The sequence below is a fragment of the Kitasatospora sp. NPDC088779 genome (assembly GCF_040685395.1).
Taxonomy (GTDB): Bacteria; Actinomycetota; Actinomycetes; order Streptomycetales; family Streptomycetaceae; genus Kitasatospora.
Map to the genome: position 1 here is coordinate 81,103 of NZ_JBFBHW010000004.1, position 17,607 is coordinate 98,709.

The 17,607-nt window shown below is 74.5% G+C and carries 15 protein-coding genes and 1 tRNA gene; 6 read left to right on the plus strand and 10 right to left on the minus strand.

Annotated elements, in window-relative coordinates:
- Positions 1 to 122: 122 nt before the first annotated feature.
- Positions 123 to 578 (minus strand): GatB/YqeY domain-containing protein, encoded by a 456-nt coding sequence (locus tag AB0P03_RS04630; protein ID WP_363627816.1) that lies wholly within the window; start codon positions 576 to 578, stop codon positions 123 to 125.
- Positions 579 to 739: 161 nt separating this feature from the next.
- On the opposite strand from AB0P03_RS04630, the gene AB0P03_RS04635 reads away from it, so the two are divergent.
- Both AB0P03_RS04635 and AB0P03_RS04640 read left to right on the plus strand, forming a co-directional pair.
- Complete coding sequence (locus tag AB0P03_RS04635; RefSeq protein ID WP_363579697.1) at positions 740 to 1,684, plus strand: metallophosphoesterase; 945 nt, start codon at positions 740 to 742, stop codon at positions 1,682 to 1,684.
- A gap of 100 nt (positions 1,685 to 1,784) precedes the next feature.
- Positions 1,785 to 1,858 (plus strand) — tRNA-Pro (locus tag AB0P03_RS04640).
- A gap of 237 nt (positions 1,859 to 2,095) precedes the next feature.
- On the opposite strand, the gene AB0P03_RS04645 is transcribed toward AB0P03_RS04640, so the two are convergent.
- Positions 2,096 to 4,834 carry an AAA family ATPase gene (locus AB0P03_RS04645; protein ID WP_363627817.1) on the minus strand — a complete coding sequence of 913 codons (2,739 nt, stop codon included), beginning with the start codon at positions 4,832 to 4,834 and terminating at the stop codon, positions 2,096 to 2,098.
- A 192-nt stretch (positions 4,835 to 5,026) separates the two neighbouring features.
- Here AB0P03_RS04645 and AB0P03_RS04650 point away from each other — a divergent pair, with 192 nt between their 5' ends.
- From AB0P03_RS04650 to AB0P03_RS04665, 4 genes are all read left to right on the plus strand, one after another.
- Entirely contained in the window at positions 5,027 to 5,404 is a 378-nt protein-coding gene (locus AB0P03_RS04650) for a nuclear transport factor 2 family protein (protein WP_363627818.1), read from the plus strand.
- Positions 5,405 to 5,481: 77 nt separating this feature from the next.
- Complete coding sequence (locus AB0P03_RS04655) at positions 5,482 to 7,014, plus strand: MFS transporter (RefSeq protein ID WP_363627819.1); 1,533 nt, start codon at positions 5,482 to 5,484, stop codon at positions 7,012 to 7,014.
- A 196-nt stretch (positions 7,015 to 7,210) separates the two neighbouring features.
- Positions 7,211 to 9,205 (plus strand): prolyl oligopeptidase family serine peptidase, encoded by a 1,995-nt coding sequence (locus AB0P03_RS04660; protein ID WP_363627820.1) that lies wholly within the window; start codon positions 7,211 to 7,213, stop codon positions 9,203 to 9,205.
- Positions 9,202 to 9,753, plus strand: coding sequence for a hypothetical protein (locus AB0P03_RS04665; protein WP_363623025.1), 552 nt, complete (start codon positions 9,202 to 9,204; stop codon positions 9,751 to 9,753). Before AB0P03_RS04660 ends, AB0P03_RS04665 begins: the two co-directional genes overlap by 4 nt.
- Positions 9,754 to 9,854: 101 nt before the next feature.
- Here the strand turns inward: AB0P03_RS04665 and AB0P03_RS04670 are convergent, their stop codons facing one another.
- From AB0P03_RS04670 to AB0P03_RS04705, 8 genes are all read right to left on the minus strand, one after another.
- Positions 9,855 to 10,646 (minus strand): SURF1 family protein, encoded by a 792-nt coding sequence (locus AB0P03_RS04670; RefSeq protein WP_363579720.1) that lies wholly within the window; start codon positions 10,644 to 10,646, stop codon positions 9,855 to 9,857.
- A gap of 178 nt (positions 10,647 to 10,824) precedes the next feature.
- The gene (locus AB0P03_RS04675; protein ID WP_363627821.1) at positions 10,825 to 12,012 is read right to left on the minus strand and encodes a hypothetical protein; all 1,188 of its coding nucleotides are present in this window, start codon (positions 12,010 to 12,012) and stop codon (positions 10,825 to 10,827) included.
- Entirely contained in the window at positions 12,005 to 12,550 is a 546-nt protein-coding gene (locus AB0P03_RS04680; protein ID WP_363579722.1) for a SigE family RNA polymerase sigma factor, read from the minus strand. The genes AB0P03_RS04675 and AB0P03_RS04680 overlap by 8 nt, the downstream gene beginning before the upstream one ends.
- A 392-nt stretch (positions 12,551 to 12,942) precedes the next feature.
- Positions 12,943 to 14,022: an aspartate-semialdehyde dehydrogenase gene (locus AB0P03_RS04685; protein WP_363579723.1), complete on the minus strand. Its 1,080-nt coding sequence runs from the start codon at positions 14,020 to 14,022 to the stop codon at positions 12,943 to 12,945.
- On the minus strand, positions 14,019 to 15,299 hold the full coding sequence (locus AB0P03_RS04690) for an aspartate kinase (RefSeq protein WP_063348651.1): 1,281 nt from the start codon (positions 15,297 to 15,299) through the stop codon (positions 14,019 to 14,021). The genes AB0P03_RS04685 and AB0P03_RS04690 overlap by 4 nt, the downstream gene beginning before the upstream one ends.
- 425 nt (positions 15,300 to 15,724) lie before the next feature.
- Entirely contained in the window at positions 15,725 to 16,474 is a 750-nt protein-coding gene (locus tag AB0P03_RS04695) for a DUF5063 domain-containing protein (protein WP_363627822.1), read from the minus strand.
- Positions 16,467 to 17,066 carry a recombination mediator RecR gene (gene recR, locus AB0P03_RS04700; RefSeq protein WP_350876365.1) on the minus strand — a complete coding sequence of 200 codons (600 nt, stop codon included), beginning with the start codon at positions 17,064 to 17,066 and terminating at the stop codon, positions 16,467 to 16,469. Before recR ends, AB0P03_RS04695 begins: the two co-directional genes overlap by 8 nt.
- 181 nt (positions 17,067 to 17,247) lie before the next feature.
- Positions 17,248 to 17,586 (minus strand): YbaB/EbfC family nucleoid-associated protein, encoded by a 339-nt coding sequence (locus tag AB0P03_RS04705; RefSeq protein ID WP_063348649.1) that lies wholly within the window; start codon positions 17,584 to 17,586, stop codon positions 17,248 to 17,250.
- Positions 17,587 to 17,607: the final 21 nt, after the last annotated feature.

Sequence of the window (17,607 nt, forward strand, 5' to 3'; positions counted from 1 at the left end):
CGGGCACGACACGACGAAGGGGCGCCCTCCGAGATCACTCTCGGAGGGCGCCCCTTCGGGCTCGGCGGACGGTGCCATCCGGGCCCTGGCCGGCTGGCGCCCTTCGGGCCTGGCGGCGGGGCTCAGCCCGTCAGCGCCGCCCTCACCGCGGCGGCCACCCGGCCGCCCTCCGCCAGGCCGTCCACCTTCGGCTTCACCAGCTTCATCACGGCGCCCATCGCCTGCGGACCGGCCGCCCCGCTCTCGGCGACGGCGTCCGCCACGATCGCGGTCAGCTCCTCGTCGGAGAGCTGCTTGGGCAGGTACCCCGCCAGCACCTCGCCCTCCTCGCGCTCCCGGGCCGCCTGCTCCACCCGGCCGGCGGTGTCGAACGCCTCCGCCGCCTCCCGGCGCTTCTTCGCCTCGCGGCCGATCACCTTCAGCACCTCGTCATCGGACAGCTCGCGCTTCGCCTTACCCGCCACCTCCTCGCTGGTGACGGCGGCCAGCGTGAGCCGGATGGTGGACGAGCGCAGCTCGTCCCGGTCCCTGATCGCGGCCGTGAGGTCCTCGTGCAGCTTCGCCTTGAGCGTCGTCATGGCCCCGAGTCTCCCACCTGCGACGTTCGGTCGCTTGCCATTAACCGGCCCGGCGGCAGGCAACGGGCCCGCTGGCACGTAGCGGACCCGCCTGCGGCCCCGTATCCGCGCACGGCCACCGGACGTTCACCGGCTGATCCACCGTCTGAGAGCATGGAGCGATGCGACCGCTGTACTCCGTTCCCCTCGGCTTCGCCGCCGCCGGCGCCGCCTGCCTCGCCTACTCCGTCGGGTACGAGGTCCGTTCCTTCCGGCTCCGCCGGGTCGAGGTCCCCGTCCTGCCCCACGGCGCCCGGCCCATCCGGGTACTGCAGGTCTCCGACATCCACATGGTGAGCGGGCAGGGCAAGAAGCAGCGCTGGCTGCAGAGCCTCGCCGGCCTGCGCCCCGACCTCGTCGTCAACACCGGCGACAACCTCTCCGACCCCCTCGGGGTCCCCGCCGCCCTGGACGCGCTCGGGCCCCTCATGGACTTCCCCGGCGTCTACGTCTTCGGCTCCAACGACTACTACGGCCCGGCCCGCAAGAACCCGGCCCGCTACCTCCAGGCGATGCGCAGCGGCGCCCACGGCCTCAACAACGCCGACGGCACCGGCCGCCGCGGCATCACCGGCGCCGTCCACAACCCGTGGGAGAAGCTCCGCGACGGCTTCGACGCGGCCGGCTGGCTCGACCTCACCAACACCCGCGGCCGGCTCACCATCGGCGGCCTCGACCTCGAATTCACCGGCCTCGACGACCCGCACATCCGCCGCGACCGCTACAGCGAGGTCGCCGGCGGCCCCTCCCCCGACGCCGACCTCTCCCTCGCCGTCGTCCACGCCCCCTACCTGCGCGTCCTCGACGCCTTCACCGCCGACCGCTACCCGCTGATCCTGGCCGGCCACACCCACGGCGGCCAGCTCTGCATCCCCTTCTACGGCGCCCTGGTCACCAACTGCGACCTCGACGCCCGACGGGTCAAGGGCCTCTCCACCCACCAGGCCGGCGGCCGCCGCTCCTACCTCCACGTCTCCGCCGGCTGCGGCACCAACCGCTACACCCCCGTCCGCTTCGCCTGCCCCCCCGAGGCAACCCTCCTCACCCTCACCCCGGCCCCCCGCTGACCTGCACCGGACGCCCGCCAAGAACCGGATTTCGTGTCTCGGCGAGCGTCCGGTAGAGTTCTACTCGTTGCGAAGGAGACGGAGCAACAAACCGCAGGACCGGGGTGTGGCGCAGCTTGGTAGCGCGCTTCGTTCGGGACGAAGAGGCCGTGGGTTCAAATCCCGCCACCCCGACCCAGTACAGAGGGCCCATCGGAGAAATCCGGTGGGCCCTCTGGCGTTGTGCGTGACCAACGTTGTGCGTGACCGACTGAGTGACCGAGCCTCAGTGTGGAGCACCCTCCTGTGCCGCAGCCCTCGCGGAGTTCCCTGGGATCGGGGGGCGGTGACGGAGGTGGGTGCGGCGTCGGCGAGTGGAGAGCAGGGCCCTGCCGGAGGTGTTCGGGAGGGCCCTTTGGTGTGGGTGGGGTGTCAGAGGGTGGTGGGGAGGTCGGTGCGGGAGGTGATGTGGAGTTTGGGGTAGGCCTTGTAGAGGTGGTGGGCGACGGTGCGGGGGCTGAGGAAGAGTTGGGCGGCGATCTCGCGGTTGGTGAGGCCTTGGGCGGCCAGGCGGGCGATCTGGAGTTCCTGGGGGGTGAGGGGGGAGTCGGGGGTGCCGGTGGGGCTGGTGGTGGGGGCCGGGGTGCCGGTGGCGGTGAGTTCGGTGCGGGCGCGGGCGGCCCAGGGGTGGGCGGCGAGGCGTTCGAAGGTTTCGAGGGCGGCGCGCAGGTGGGGGCGGGCGTCGGTGCGGCGGCGGGAGCGGCGCAGCCATTCGCCGTAGAGGAGGGCGGTGCGGGCCTGCTCGAAGGGGCGGTGGGTGCCTTCGTGGAGGTCGAGGGCGGCGCGGTAGGCGGATTCGGCGAGTTCGTCGGGGCCGAGCAGGGCCTGGCAGCGGAGTCGGAGCGCTTCGGTCCAGGGGCGGTCGGCGGCGGCGCTCCAGCGGGCGAAGCGTTCGTAGGGTTCGGCGGAGCGCTCGGGGGTGCCGAACCGGACGGCGGCTTCGACCAGGTCGGGGACGGCCCGGGTGGCGCTGACGTGGTGCCGGTGGGGGCCGGTGGTGAGGGTGTGCAGGCGGTCGGCGGCGTCGCCGGCGCGGCCGTGGCCGAGGTCGAGCAGGGCGAGTGCCCAGTGGGCCCAGGGGCGGCCGGCCGCGGGGGCGGCGGTCTGCGGGCCGGTGGTGGCGAGGGATTCGGCGGTGAGCCGGGTGCAGCGGTCGGTGTCACCGTCGAGGGCGGCCAGGTAGGCGAGGAGCGCGGTGAGTTGGCTGGTCCACTGGTGCTGGCCGGTGTCGCGGGCGAGGGCGAGGGCTTCGGTGGCGGTGACTTCGGCGTCGCGGTGGCGGCCGTGGAAGAGTTCGGCCTCGGCGAGGAAGAACTGGAGGGTGGGCATCACACCGATGGTGCCCTTGGCGCGGGCTTCGGTGACGAGTTCGCCGCCGAGTTCGGCGGTCTCGTCGTCGCGGCCGAGGATGAGGGTGGCGCCGCAGAGTTGGACGAGGTCGACGGGGGTTTCGGCGCCGGCCTTGCGGGCTGCCGCGGCGGTGTCGCGGGCGGCGGGCGGCTGTGGTGCGGGCCGGCCGAGGGCGGGGAGTACGGCGGCGGGCAGGTGGCGGGCGAGCGGGGCGAGCGGGTCGTCGTCGGCGAGCGGTAGCGCGGCCAGCCGGTCGAGGACGGCGATCACCGGTTCCTCGCCCGCGTACCAGGCGGTGTGGAAGGCCTGGAACAGCATCCGGGCGGCGTGTGGCGCCTCGATGGCGGTGCCGGCGGCGTCGAGCAGCAGCCGGTAGGCGGTCGGGTAGGAGCCGCGCCAGAAGTGCGCGGTGGCCCGGACCTGGTCGAGCAGTGCGTGTGCCAGGGGGTTGTCGGTGCGGGCCCCGGCCTCGTCGGCGAGCGTCTCGGCCCGCACCAACTTCCCTTCTTCGGTGGCGGCTTCGGCGGCCAGGACGAGGCGGCGGGTGGCGGCGTCGCGGTCCGGGGTGAGCCGGGCGGCCCGCTCGTACGCGGCGGCGGCGCCGCCGTGGGCGCCGCGGGCCTCGGCGCGGACGGCGGTGCGTTCCAGCGCGTCGGCGAGGGCGGCGTCGGGGGCGGTGGCGGCGTGGGCCTGGTGCCAGGTGCGGCGGTCGCCGTCCGGCAGTGCTCCGGCGATGGCCTGGTGAATCGCCAGCCGCTGGTGGTGCGGGGCGCGTTGCAGGATGGCAGCCCGCAGGAGCGGGTGGCGGAAGGCGATCCGGCGGTCGGGGGTGACGCTCGCCAGGCCCGATTCCTCGGCGGGGCCGAGGTGTTCGGCGGGGACGCCGAGGGCGGCCGCGGCGGGCAGGACGACGTCGAGTTCGCCGGTCTCCTCGGCGGCGGCGACCAGCAGGAGGGTCTGGGTGGCCGGGGGCAGGCCGGTGACCTGGCCGTGGAAGGCGATCAGCAGCCGGCTGGTGAGCGGCAGGCCACCGGGCGCGGGCGGCGGCGAGCCGTGGGTGTTCGCCTGCGTCCCGGCGGCGATGGGGAGTTCGGTGAGGGCGAGCGGGTTGCCGGCCGCCTCGACGAGCAGCCGCTCGCGGACGGCGGCGGGCAGGCCGGGGCCGGCCCGGTGGTCCAGGAGCCGGGCGGCGTCGGGCTCGGGCAGGCCGGTCAGCCGGAGCTCGGGGAAGCCCGTGGTCGGGAGTTCCGGTGCGCCGCCGCCGGTGCGGGCGGCGAACAGCAGGGCGACTCCTTCGGCCTGGAGCCGGCGGGCGGCCAGCAGCAAGGCGTCGAGGGAGGCGTCGTCCAGCCACTGTGCGTCGTCGAGGACGCACAACAGGGGCTGTTCGGTGGCGAGTTCGGCGAGCAGTCCGAGGGTGGCGAGCCCGACCAGCAGCCGGTCGACCGGGGCGCTTTCCTCGGAGAGTCCAAACGCCGCCTCCAGGGCGCGCCGTTGCGGCCCGGGCAGGGCGTGCAGCCGGTCGAGGCCGGGCGCGAGCAGCAGGCTCAGCCCGGCGAAGGGCAGTTCCGCCTCGTACTCGACGCCCGCCGCCCGGATCACCCGGAACGCCTCGCCCGCCCGCCCGACGGCGTGGTCCAGCAGCGCGGTCTTGCCGATCCCGGGCTCGCCCCGGAGCAGCAGCACCCCGCTGCGGCCTTCGCGTGCCGCGTCCAACAGTCCCGCCACGACGGACTGTTCGTGTTCCCTCCCGTACAGCATGCCCCCGACCCTACCGAGGCCCTCCCGGCCGCAGGTGCGGGCGGGCCCGCCGAGCACACCTACGTACCCCCCGCCGGACGCTACGTACCCCCATGCCGATACGTGACTGATTCGCCCGCGCCGGCCCGTCCCTACCTTGGTGAGCAGCGGGAACGAGCCGCTCAACCACCCACCGGGACACGGGAGAAGACCATGACCGAGATCACCACCACCGCCCTCCAGCAGCTCGCCGAGCGCTACCTCGCGGTCTGGAACGAGACCGACCCGGGCGCCCGCCGCAAGCTGATCGACGAGGTGTGGGCCGTGGACGGCCGGTACACCGACCCGCTGGCCGCCGTCGCCGGCCGGGACGCGATCGACGCGCTGATCGGCGCGGCCCAGGCCCAGTTCCCCGGGCTGGAGTTCACCCTCGGCCCGGTGGACGCGCACCACGACATCGCCCGGTTCACCTGGAACCTCGGGCCGGCCGGCGCCGAGCCGGTGGTGATCGGCTTCGACGTCCTGGTGGCCTCGCCGGACGGGCGGATCGGCTCGGTGTACGGCTTCCTGGACCGCGTCCCGGGCGCCTGACGGCAGGCCGGACGGGTCGGGGGCGACCCCCACCGCCCCCGACCCACTCCCCCCAACCCCACTGAGGAGAAGCCGAGATGAGCTCCGCCCTGACCGCCCGCCCATCGACCGCGCCCGGCGATGCGCCCGACAATATGCCCGGCACCGCAGGCACCACCGCGCCCGGGGCCGAGGCGGCGGCCGGCGCCCCGCGCGGCCTGCTGGCGGTCGTCCTGACCGCCACCTTCATGACCGCCCTCGACTTCTTCGTCGTCAACGTCGCCGTCCCGTCCGTCCAGGCCGACCTGGGCGCCGGACCGGCCGCCGTCCAGTGGGTGATCGCCGGATTCAGCCTGGCCCTCGCGGCCGGCCTGGTCACCGCCGGCCGACTCGGCGACCGGTACGGCCGGCGCCGGGTGTTCGGGCTCGGCCTGGCCCTGTTCACCCTCGCCTCCGCGGGCTGCGGCCTCGCCCCCACCGCCGCCGCGCTGGTCGGCGCCCGGGTGGTGCAGGGCCTGGCGGCGGCGCTGATGGGCCCGCAGGTGCTGGCGATCCTGCGGACGGCGTTCAGCGGCGCGGCGCAGGCGCGGGCCTTCGCCCGGTACGGGCTGACCATGGGCGTCGGCGCGGTGTTCGGCCAGTTGATCGGCGGGCTGCTGATCCGGGCGGACCTCTTCGGCCTCGGCTGGCGCAGCTGCTTCCTGATCAACCTGCCGATCGGCCTGGCCGCCCTGGCCCTGGTCCGCCGCTGCCTGCCGGAGTCGCGCGCCCCGCAACGGCCGGGCCTGGACCCGGTGGGCGTGCTGCTGGTCACCACCGCGCTGACCGCCCTGGTGCTGCCGCTGATCCAGGGCCCCGCGCAGGGCTGGCCGCTGTGGACCTGGCTCTGCCTGGGCGGCGCGGTCGCCCTGCTGGCCGGCTTCGTGGTGCATCAGCACCGCACCCGGACCCGCGCCACCGCCACCGGCTCCGCCACCGCCACCGACTCCGCCACCGACTCCGGCAGCGGCTCCGGCCCCGTCGCCCCGCTGGTCGACACCCGGCTGTTCCGGACCAGGGCCTTCGGCGCCGGTCTGCTCGCCCAGCTCGCCTTCTGGCTCGGCCAGGCGTCCTTCTTCCTGGTGCTCGCCCTGTACCTCCAGCTGGGCCGCGGCCTGGACGCGCTCGGCGCCGGACTGGTGTTCACGGCGATCGGCCTCGGCTACCTGCTCACCTCCAACGCCACCCACCGCGTCGCCGCCCGGCTCGGCGGGGCCCGGACGATCGCCGTCGGCGGGCTGCTGATGGCCGTCGGGCTGGGCCTGCTCGCCCTCGCGGTGTACGGCGCGCCGGGCGGGAGCGTGTGGTGGCTGACGCCGGGGCTGTTCGTGGACGGCCTGGGAATGGGCCTGGTGATCGCCCCGGTGACCTCCGTGGTGCTGGCCGGGGTCGAGCCCCAGCTGGTCGGGTCGGCCGCCGGGGTGCTGGCCACCGTGCAGCAGGTCGGCGGGGCGCTGGGCATCGCACTGATCGGCCTGCTCTACTACGGCGGAGGCGATCCGGCGGCCGCGTTCGGCCGCAGCGTGACGGCGCTGGCGGCGCTGGAGCTGGTGCTGGTGGGCCTGGGCCGGCGGCTGCCGCGGAAGGGCTAGCGGGACCGAGCGGGCGCGCACGAGCGGACGGGCTCCCAGGAGCGGACGGGATCCCGGGAACGGGGGTGGGAGGGACGGGGCGGGTGGGGCGGGCAGGTGAGCTGCGGCCACCCGCCCTCCCCGTTCCGTCCCCCGCCCGCCCCGTTCCGTCGCCCGCCCGTTCCGTTCTGTCCCCCCGATCGGGTTGGATGGTCGGATGAGCGAGGAGAAGAGCGCCGTACCGGCGTGGGAGCAGCGGTTCAGGGCAGCACGGGTGTCACTCCCCGACTGGGCCGAGGACGCCCCCGACCGGGCGCTGTACGTGTCCAACGCGACCGGCACCTACGAGGTCTACGCCTGGGACCGGGTCACCGGCACCCACCGGCAGGTCACCGACCGGCCGAACGGCACCACCGACGCCGAGCTGTCCCCCGACGGCGCCTGGGTGTGGTGGTTCGACGACCACGACGGGGACGAGTTCGGCGTCTGGCGCCGCCAGCCCTTCGCCGGCGGGCCCGCGGACCGCAGCGCCGGCACCCCCGACGAGGAGGCCGTGCCCGGCCTCGCCCCCTCCTACTCGGCCGGCCTGGCGCTCGGCCGCGACGGCACGGTGGTCGTCGGACGTTCCACCGACGAGGACGGCACCACCCTGCACCTGCGCCGCCCCGGAGCGGCCGAGGCCGTCGAGATCTACCGGCACGCGGAGTACGGCGGCGTCGGCGACCTCAGCTACGACGGCACGCTGCTCGCCATCGACCACACCGAGCACGGCGACGCGATGCACTCCGCGATCCGGATCGTCCGCCTCTCGGACGGCACGAGTGGCACGAGCGGCACGACGGGCGAGCCCGCCGAACCCGTCGAAACCGTCGAAACCGTCGAAACCGTCGCCGAACTCGACGAGGTGACCGGTCGGGACGAGCCGCGCGGCGTCGCCTGCCTCGGCTTCGCCCCGGTCGACGGCGACACCCGGCTGCTGGTGGCCCACCAGCGCACCGGCCGCTGGGAGCCGATGATCTGGGACGTCGCCACCGGCGCCGAGACCGCGCTGCCGCTGCGCGACGAGCAGGGGCGCGAGCTGCCCGGCGACGTCTCCGCGCAGTGGTGCCCCGGCGCCGAGGCGCTGCTCGTCGAGCACGAGTACGAGGCGCGCAGCGAACTGTTCTCGTACACGCTCGCCGACGGTCGGCTGACCCGGCTGGACATCCCGCGCGGCACCGTCGGCGGCGCCACCGCCCGCCCGGACGGCACCGTCGAGTACCTGTGGTCCTCCGCCGCCGAGCCCTCCGCCGTCCGCTCCACCGCCGGGACGGTCGTGCTGCGGGCGCCCGGCGCGGTGCCGCCCGGCTCCGTCCCGGTCGAGGACATCTGGGTGGACGGGCCCGGCGGGCGGGTGCACGCCCTGGTGCAGCGTCCGGCCGGGGCGGGCGAGGGGCCCTTCCCGACCGTGTTCGAGATCCACGGCGGCCCCACCCACCACGACAGCGACTCCTTCGCCGCCGGCCCGGCCGCCTGGCTGGACCACGGCTTCGCGGTGGTCCGGGTCAACTACCGCGGCTCCACCGGCTACGGCCAGGCCTGGACCGACGCCCTGCACGAGCGGGTCGGCCTGATCGAGCTGGAGGACATCGCGGCCGTCCGGGAGTGGGCGGTCGCCAGCGGCCTCGCCGACCCGCGCCGGCTGGTGCTCACCGGCGGCAGCTGGGGCGGCTACCTGACCCTGCTGGGCATCGGCGTCCAGCCGGACAGCTGGACGCTGGGCGTCGCCGCCGTGCCCGTCGCGGACTACCACGCCGCGTACGCCGACGAGATGGAAGCGCTCAAGTCGCTGGACCGCACCCTCTTCGGGGGCACCCCGGAGGAGGTCCCGGAGCGCTTCACCGCCTCCTCGCCGCTCAGCTACGTCGAGCAGGTGCGGGTGCCGGTCTACATCAGCGCCGGGGTCAACGACCCGCGCTGCCCGATCCGGCAGATCGAGAACTACGTCGGGCGGCTGGAGCAGCTGGGCAAGCCGCACGAGGTCTACCGGTACGACGCCGGGCACGGGTCGCTGGTGGTGGAGGAGCGGATCAAGCAGCTGCGGCTGGAGATCGACTTCGTCCGGCGGCACCTCGCCGCGGCGTCGGAGGCCGAGGCCGTGGCCGGAACCGAGACCGGGACCGAGGCCGGGACCGAGGCCGGGACCGAGGCCGGCGACGGGGAGACGGTGTGAGGCGTCTGCTGACGCTCGCGGGGGTGGCGGTGGCCGGGGCCCTGGTGCTCACCGGCTGCTCGGGCGGGCACGGCGCCGAGGCCGCCTGCCCGCCCCCGGCCGGCCCCACGCCGACCACGGCCGCGCCAACCGCACCGGCCGCACCGGCCGCCACCGCGACCCGCGCGAGCGCAGCGGGGCCGAACGCGCCAGGGCCGGGGCCCGCCGTCGCCCGGGCGGCGTACGCGCCTGCGGCGGGCGAGGACGCGGTCCAGCTCGCCAGGGGATCCAGCGGGTCGAAGGGCTCGTCCGGCTCGAAGGGCTCCGGGTCGAAGGGCTCCGGCTCCAAGGGGACGAAGACCGGGCGCACCGTGCACCACCACATCGACCGCTACGACTCGAACGACGACGTGAGCGGCGGCCACGGCCGGTGCCACGACGAGCCGGCGTTCACCGAGTCGCCGACGCCGGTGCCGTCCTCCCCGACGGCGCCCGGTAAGCCGACGACCGCACCGGTCGTCCCGGCCCTGCCGTCCGCTCCCTCCGTCCCCGGCAAGCCAACCCGCTGAGGCGGGCCGGCCGAGCAGGGGCTGGCCGAGCAGGGGCCAGCCGAGCGGGGGCGGGCCGAGCGGGGGCGGGCCGGCCGAGCAGGGGCGCCGGACCGCGGAGGTCAGTCCAGGACCGGGTCCAGTCCGAGGGCCCGGTCCTGCTCCGCCTCCCCCTCGCGGCGCACCAGGCGGAACCACATGAAGATGACGAAGCCCCCGAAGACGAACCACTCCAGGGTGTAGCCGAGGTTCTGGAACGCCCGCAGGGTGAGCCCGTCGCCGCCCTGCGGCTGGACCGTCGGCACCGGGGTCAGCCCGGCCGGCACCGCGTCGGCGGCGACCCAGCCGTCGTACCAGCCGTCGTACGCGAGCGCGTTGAGCAGCGCCGCCCGGTTGACCGTGCCGAGCTGACCGGCCGGCAGACCGCCCGCCACGGCGCCGTTGCTGCCACTGGACTCACCGGCCTGCAACCGCCCGGTGACGGTCACCTGGCCGGGAGGCGGCGGCGCGGCCGCGGACGCGCCCTCGGCGGGCGCACCGGGCGCCCAGCCGCGGACCACGGCGGCGAACCGGCCGTCGGCGGTGCGCAGCGGGGTGAGCACGTAGTAGCCCTGCTTGCCGTCGACCATCCGGTTCGGGACGAGGAGCTGATGCTCCGCGTCGTAGCTGCCGGTCACGGTGACGGGCTTGCCGACGGTCTCGGTGGTCACCTGCGGGGTGGCCTGGTTGAGCAGGTCGTCGATCGGCCGCACATCACTCGAAGCGGTGACGGTCTGCTTGGTCTCCTGGTGCGACGAGAACCGGTCCTCGAACCGGCCGAGCTGCCAGGAGCCCAGCCAGACGCACACCGCCACGGCCGCGACGGCCAGCGCGGTGCCGCCGAGCCAGCGCGGAGTCAGGAGGAACCGGTACACACCCCCACGGTAACCACTCCTCACACCCGTCCCGGCCGCAGGGGTCCGCCATCGGCCGCTCCGGACCGGCTGGTCGCCCGTCCGACCCTGCCCGCCCGGCCCCGACCGCCTCCCCTGACCACCCCCTGACCGCCCGCCGCCGGACCGCCCCCTGACCGCCGCCGGACCGCGAAACCCGTCAGCCCGCCGGGGGCGTGTCCGACGGCTGCGACGCCGGTGCGCCCACCGCCTGGACGCCGCCGCGGTACAGGGTGCCGGCGCAGGCCACGGGGAAGGTGGCGGTGGCAACGGCAGGGCTGCCGGGGGCGGGGGTGTGGGCGATGGTGGCGGTGGCCGGCGCGGTGGTGGGGTTGCCGGTCGGGGTGGCGGTGGGGCTGGGGGCGTTGGTGGGCCCGACGCTGGGGGACGAGCTGGCCTGGGGGTTGGTGCTGGGGACCGCCGAGGCGTCCGAGGCCGCCGGGGCGGCACCGGTGGCGGCGGCGGGTGCCTGGGAGGCCCCGGCGGCCTGGTTGGCGCCGCCCTGGCTGGTGGGGCCGGTGGTGGCGGTGCTGCCGCCGGAGGTGGGGCAGGTCCGGTCGGGGATCCAGTCGAACGACACCCGGTAGCCAGCCTGCGGGGCGAGGACGGGGGGCTCCGCGTCCATCGCGGGCAGGTCGCCGGCCGGGTCGCCGGCGGCGTGGTCGGCGGTGCGCACGCGGCTGCGGTCGGTCCCGCTCACCGCCGTGACGGCGACGGCGCCGGGGCCGCCGAGCCGGCAGCTGCGGCCGGAGACGTTGTACACGGTGAACGAGCCGTGGATCCGGCCGTCGGCGTCGGCCGGGCCGACCTGTGCGCCGCCCTGGCCGAGGTCGGCCCGGGTGCAGAGCGGGGTGATCGGGCTGTCGCCGGTACTGGCGGCGGGGGCGGCCGGGGCGGTGGTGCCATCGGCGCGGGTGGTGCTGGCGCCGGGGCTGGGTGAGGCGGTGGGGGTGCCGGAGGGTGACGCGGTGTCGCCGGTGCCGCTGGGGCCGGGCCGCGAGGGCGTGCCGGTGCCGGGGGCGCCGCCGGCCCTGGTGCCGGTCGGTGCGGCGGGGGCCGGGCTGCTGGCGTCGGCCGAGCCGGGGCCGCCGGACAGGCCCAGGTGCTCACCGTCGTGCAGGGCGGGCAGGGCGACGGCGACGGCGAGGGCGAGGGCGACGGCGCCGGTCCAGGCTCCGCGCCGGGCGGCCCGGCGGCGGGGTACGGCGTACCGGATCCGCGGCAGGCCGCCGGGTTCGGGCTGGATGCCGGCGACGGCGCCGCGCATCAGGTCGCGGACGCTTCGTTCCTCGGCGGAGAGCCCGTCGCCCTCACCGTCCGAGGGCCACCGCCCGGCGCCGTCAGCCATGCCCGGCCTCCATCTGGATGCGCAGGGCGGCGAGTCCGCGCGAGCCGTAGGCCTTCACCGATCCGAGCGAGATGCCGAGGGTCTCGGCGACCTGCGCCTCCGTCATGTCCACGAAGTAACGCAGCACCAGAACCTCCCGCTGACGGCGTTGCAGACCACGCAGCGCGGCCTTCAACTGGTCGCGCTCCAGCGCATCGTAAGCGCCTTCTTCTGCACTGGCCATGTCAGGCATGGGCTTGGGCAGCAGGCGCAGGCCGAGGATCCGTCGGCGCAGGGTCGAGCGGGACAGGTTGACGACGGTCTGCCGCAGGTAGGCCAGGGTCTTCTCGGGCTCGCGGACCCGGCGCCGGGCGGCGTGCACCCGGATGAACGCCTCCTGGACGACGTCCTCGCAGGTCGAGAGGTCGTCCAGGAGCAGCGCGGCGAGCCGCAGCAGGGAGCCGTAGTGGGCCTGGTAGGTCTCGGTGAGCAGGTCCTCGCTGGTACCCGCGTCGGTACCGGCACCGGAGCCCGCCGCACCGGGTGCGACCGCGGTCATCTGGTCGTCTTCCGGCCTACTCGCCGGCCACGGGGCGCGCGAGGGGAAGGCCACCACGGCTCTCGCCGGGATGCCCGCCCCTGCTCCCACCATCACGTTCGCCACGCCCGTTGGACACTCGATCCCCTGTCATGGTTGCCCAGCCCGGGGGCCATTCTTCCGCATCGGCGGAAGAGGCCTCCAGGGGATTCCATCGGGATTCCGGACAGATTGTGTCGAGGAGCGGACACGTCCTCCCCGGATCGGGGGCCGCGCGGGCCCGGGAGCGGGCGGCTCCAGGCCTTCCCGGGCCATCTCCCAGGCCTCCTACCAGGCCTCTTCCTGCGCCCTCTCCCAGGCCTCTTCCCGCGTCTCTCCCGGGCTTCCTGCCAGGCCTCTTCCCGCGCCTTCTCCTACGCCGCTCCCGGCGCGCCTTCCTGCGTCACCGTCAGCTCACCCGCCACCAGCTCCGCGATCTGCAGCAGGTTGAGCGCCGCACCCTTGCGCAGGTTGTCGCCGCAGAGGAAGAGGTCGAGCGCGGCCGGCTCGTCGAGGGCCCGGCGCACCCGTCCGACCCAGACCGGGTCCGTCCCGACCACGTCGTTCGGCGTGGGGAACTCGCCGGCCGCCGGATCGTCGTACAGCACGACCCCGGGGGCGTCGCGGAGGATCTGCTGCGCGTGCTCCTGGGTGACCTCGCGTTCGAAGAGCGCGTGCACGGCCAGCGCGTGGGTGCGGACGACCGGGATGCGGACGCAGGTCGCGGAGACCTTGAGGGCGGGCAGGCCGAGGATCTTGCGGGCCTCGGCACGGATGCCGACCTCCTCGGAGGACCAGCCGCCGTCCACCAGGGAGCCGGTCCAGGGCACCGCGTTGAGCGCGAGCGGGGCGGCGAACGGCCCGTGGTCGGCGATCACCGCGCGCAGGTCGCCGGCCTGTCGGCCGACCTCGGTGCCGGCCACCAGGGCGGTCTGCTCGCGCAGCGCCGCCTCGCCGATCCGGCCCTCGCCGGAGGCGGCCTGGTAGGAGGCGACGACGAGTTGAACGAGCCCGTACTCGGCGTGCAGGGCGCCGACGGCCGCGATCATCGCGAGGGTGGTGCTGGCGGGGCTGGCGACGATGCCGCGGGCGCGCAGCCGCAGCGCGGCCGCGTTGACCTCGGGGACGACCAGCGGCACGTCCTCGGCGGTGCGGAAGGCGGCGGAGTCGTCGACCACCACGACGCCCTTGGCGGCCGCGATCGGCGCCCACTGGGCGGAGACCTCGTCGGGGACGGCGAACACGGCGACGTCGATCCCCTCGAAGGCCTCCTCGGCCAGCGGGACGACCTCGACCGGCACCCCGCGCACGACCGGCTTGCGGCCGGCCGAACGCGGGGAGGCGACGAGTCGGATCTCGCCCCAGACGTCCTGGCGCAGGGAGAGCAGGCCGAGCAGCACCTCGCCGACCGCGCCGGTGGCGCCGACGACGGCGAGGTTCGGCCGCCGGGTCATCGCCCGGTGCCTCCGTAGACGACGGCCTCGTCCGTCTCGCTGTCCAGTCCGAAGGCGCTGTGCACGGCGCGGACGGCCTCCGGCACGTCCTCGGCGCGGGTGACGACCGAGATGCGGATCTCCGAGGTGGAGATCAGCTCGATGTTGACGCCCGCGGCGGACAGCGCCTCGAAGAAGGCCGCCGTGACACCCGGGTTGGAGCGCATGCCCGCGCCGACCAGGGAGATCTTGCCGATCGCGTCGTCGTAGCGCAGCGACTCGTAGCCGATGCCCTCCTTGACCCGGCCGAGCGCGTCGATGGCCTTCTGGCCCTCCGCCTTGGGCAGGGTGAAGGAGATGTCGGTCAGCCCGGTCGACGCGGCGGAGACGTTCTGCACCACCATGTCGATGTTGACCTCGGCGTCCGCGATGGCGCGGAAGATGCGGGCCGCCTCGCCCGGCTTGTCGGGCACGCCGACGACCGTGACCTTGGCCTCGGACGTGTCGTGGGCGACTCCGGAGATGATGGCCTGCTCCATCTCGCCCCCTTCGGGCTTGTGCGGGTTCTCGTTGCTGACGATCGTCCCGGGAAGACCCGAGAAGGACGAGCGTACGTGAATCGGGATGTTGTAGCGCCGGGCGTACTCCACGCAGCGGTCGAGCAGCACCTTGGAGCCGGACGACGCCAGCTCCAGCATGTCCTCGTACGCGATCCAGTCGATCTTGCGGGCCTTCGCCACCACGCGCGGGTCGGCGGTGAACACGCCGTCCACGTCGGTGTAGATCTCGCAGACCTCGGCCTTGAGCGCGGCGGCGAGGGCGACGGCGGTGGTGTCCGAGCCGCCGCGGCCCAGCGTGGTGATGTCCTTGCTGGTCTGCGACACGCCCTGGAAGCCGGCCACGATCGCGATGTTGCCCTCGTCCAGGGCGGTGCGGATGCGACCAGGCGTCACGTCGATGATGCGCGCCTTGTTGTGGACGGAGTCGGTGATGACGCCGGCCTGGCTGCCCGTGAAGGACTGCGCCTCGTGCCCCAGCGATTTGATCGCCATGGCCAGCAGCGCCATGGAGATGCGCTCTCCAGCGGTCAGCAGCATGTCGAACTCACGGCCGGCAGGAAGCGGTGACACCTGCTCCGCGAGTTCGATGAGCTCGTCCGTCGTGTCGCCCATTGCGGACACCACGACGACGACCTCATGGCCGGCCTTCTTGGCATCAACGATTCGGCGGGCAACGCGCTTGATGCCTTCGGCATCCGCAACGGATGAGCCGCCGTACTTCTGCACGACAAGGCCCACGTGCGCTCCTCGACTTGTGTCGTCTTCCGGGGGCACCAGGCCCCCGCACCCCCGGGGAAAAGGGGCTGTGCGGTCGGCGCCAGTCTACCGAGCAGGGGTGCCACAACCGGCGCTTTCCATATGATGAGACGCCCGTTTCAGCAGGTGGTCGGCGAAACGGGCGGCACCACCGGCAGGTCTGCGGGCAATTCGCCACCGCCCCGAAGAATCGGCGGATCAACGGACGGTGATCCGGCGGGATTTCTTTTCCGCGCGGAATGCTGAGGCATTCGTCACAATCAGCCGACGACCGGCCGATGCCCGGCAGATGCCGGGCCGACGACCGCCGGGGGGCGCACCGAAAACCGGCGCGCGCCGGGGGCGACGTTCGGGCGTGCCGGAATCGCGCGGACGTGCCGGAATGGCACGGGCAGCGGAGGGCGGCGCTACCGCCCGAGGCCCAGCTCCGCCGCCATCAGGTCGCCGGCCTGCTGCTCCAGCTGCTCGTCGGTGAGCCCGTCGTCGTCGGTGTCGGCGCCGTCCGGCACCGCGCCGATCGGACTGTCCAGCCGGACGTGCGCGATCAGCGACTGCAGCGCCCGCAGCACCGCCGTGCAGGTCGTGCCCCAGTTGGAGAGGTACGAGAACTGCCACCACCACAGCGCCTCGCTGACCCGGCCCTCGCGGTAGTGGGTCAGCCCGTGCTGCAGCTCGCCGACCACGCCGGCCAGGTCGTCCGAGATCCGGAAGGCGTTCGGCTTCTCCGGCGGGCCGTACGGGTCGAAGACCTCGTGGTAGACGTCGATCGGCGCGAGCAGCTCGGCCAGTCGCTCGCGCAGCTGCTCGCCGTCCGGCTCCGGCCCCGCGTCGGGCTCGAAGCGGTCCTCCGGGACGACGTCCTCGATGGCGCCCAGCCGGCCACCGGCCAGCAGCACCTGCGAGACCTCCAGGAGCAGCAGCGAGACCGCGCTGCCCGGCTCGTCGCCCTTGGCGACCTCGGTGACGGCGAGCACGAAGCTCTCCACCGAGTCGGCGATCTGCACGGCGAAGTCGTCCGGCTCCGAACCGTGCGCGTGGATGTGCGGGGTGTGGCTCTGCGGCTCCCCGTGCGACTGTCCGGGGGCCGGCTGGTGGGCCTGCCCGTGGGACGGCTGGTGGGGCGTGTGGGGCTGCTGGTCGAGCGTCCGGTCAGACATCGAGAAGTCGTCTCCCTTCGAAGGCGCGACCGAGGGTGACCTCGTCCGCGTACTCCAGATCCCCGCCGACGGGCAGGCCGCTCGCCAGCCGGGTCACCTTCAGGCCCATCGGCTTGCAGAGCCGGGCCAGATAGGTGGCGGTCGCCTCCCCCTCCAGGTTGGGGTCGGTGGCCAGGATCAGCTCGGTGACCGTGCCGTCCGCGAGGCGCGCCAGCAGCTCGCGGATCCGCAGGTCGTCCGGGCCGACGCCCTCGATGGGGCTGATCGCGCCGCCCAGCACGTGGTAGCGGCCGCGGAACTCGCGGGTGCGCTCGATGGCGACGACGTCCTTGGACTCCTCGACCACGCAGATGACTCCGAGGTCGCGGCGCGGGTCCAGGCAGACCCGGCACTGTTCGGCCTCCGCGACGTTGCCGCAGACCGCGCAGAACCGGACCTTGTCCTTGACCTCCAGCAGCGCGTGCGCGAGGCGGCGCACGTCGGTCGGGTCGGACTGCAGGATGTGGAAGGCGATCCGCTGGGCGCTCTTGGGCCCGACGCCGGGCAGCCTGCCCAGTTCGTCGATCAGGTCCTGAACCACGCCCTCGTACAACGTCGCGCCTTCCCTCGGATGGTCGGTGGTGCTCCGGTGCCATCATCCAACGAATCGGGCGCCGGACACACCGCCCGACGCCCGACTCCCACATAAATCACATGGGTCCGTTGTCTGAACTTCAGAACTTCAGGACCTCAGACCTGCCTGGTCGGAGCCCCCGTCCGGGAGCTCCCCCAGGTCAGAACGGCAGACCGGGGATGCCCCCGCCCAGGCCCTGGGTCAGCGGGCCCATGCGCTCGGCCTGCATCTTCTGCGCCGACTGATTGGCGTCCCGCACGGCCGCCAGGACCAGGTCGGCCAGGGTCTCGGTGTCCTCCGGGTCGACGGCCGCCGGGGCGATGGTCAGCGCCACCAGCTCACCGGCACCGGTCACCGTGGCCTCGACCAGGCCACCGCCCGCCGAACCGCTCACCTTCGTCTCCGCCAGCTCCTGCTGCGCCTGCGCGAGATCCTGCTGCATCTTCTGCGCCTGCTTCAGCAGCTGCTGCATGTTGGGCTGGCCACCACCGGGGAACACGGCTCACTCCTCGCTTCGTGC

Coding starts and splice junctions, on each gene's coding strand:
- AB0P03_RS04630 (WP_363627816.1), bottom strand. CDS start 578: ATGACGACGCTCAAGGCGAAGCTGCACGAGGACCTCACGGCCGCGATC.
- AB0P03_RS04635 (WP_363579697.1), top strand. CDS start 740: ATGCGACCGCTGTACTCCGTTCCCCTCGGCTTCGCCGCCGCCGGCGCC.
- AB0P03_RS04645 (WP_363627817.1), bottom strand. CDS start 4,834: ATGCTGTACGGGAGGGAACACGAACAGTCCGTCGTGGCGGGACTGTTG.
- AB0P03_RS04650 (WP_363627818.1), top strand. CDS start 5,027: ATGACCGAGATCACCACCACCGCCCTCCAGCAGCTCGCCGAGCGCTAC.
- AB0P03_RS04655 (WP_363627819.1), top strand. CDS start 5,482: ATGAGCTCCGCCCTGACCGCCCGCCCATCGACCGCGCCCGGCGATGCG.
- AB0P03_RS04660 (WP_363627820.1), top strand. CDS start 7,211: ATGAGCGAGGAGAAGAGCGCCGTACCGGCGTGGGAGCAGCGGTTCAGG.
- AB0P03_RS04675 (WP_363627821.1), bottom strand. CDS start 12,012: ATGGCTGACGGCGCCGGGCGGTGGCCCTCGGACGGTGAGGGCGACGGG.
- AB0P03_RS04680 (WP_363579722.1), bottom strand. CDS start 12,550: ATGACCGCGGTCGCACCCGGTGCGGCGGGCTCCGGTGCCGGTACCGAC.
- AB0P03_RS04685 (WP_363579723.1), bottom strand. CDS start 14,022: ATGACCCGGCGGCCGAACCTCGCCGTCGTCGGCGCCACCGGCGCGGTC.
- AB0P03_RS04695 (WP_363627822.1), bottom strand. CDS start 16,474: ATGTCTGACCGGACGCTCGACCAGCAGCCCCACACGCCCCACCAGCCG.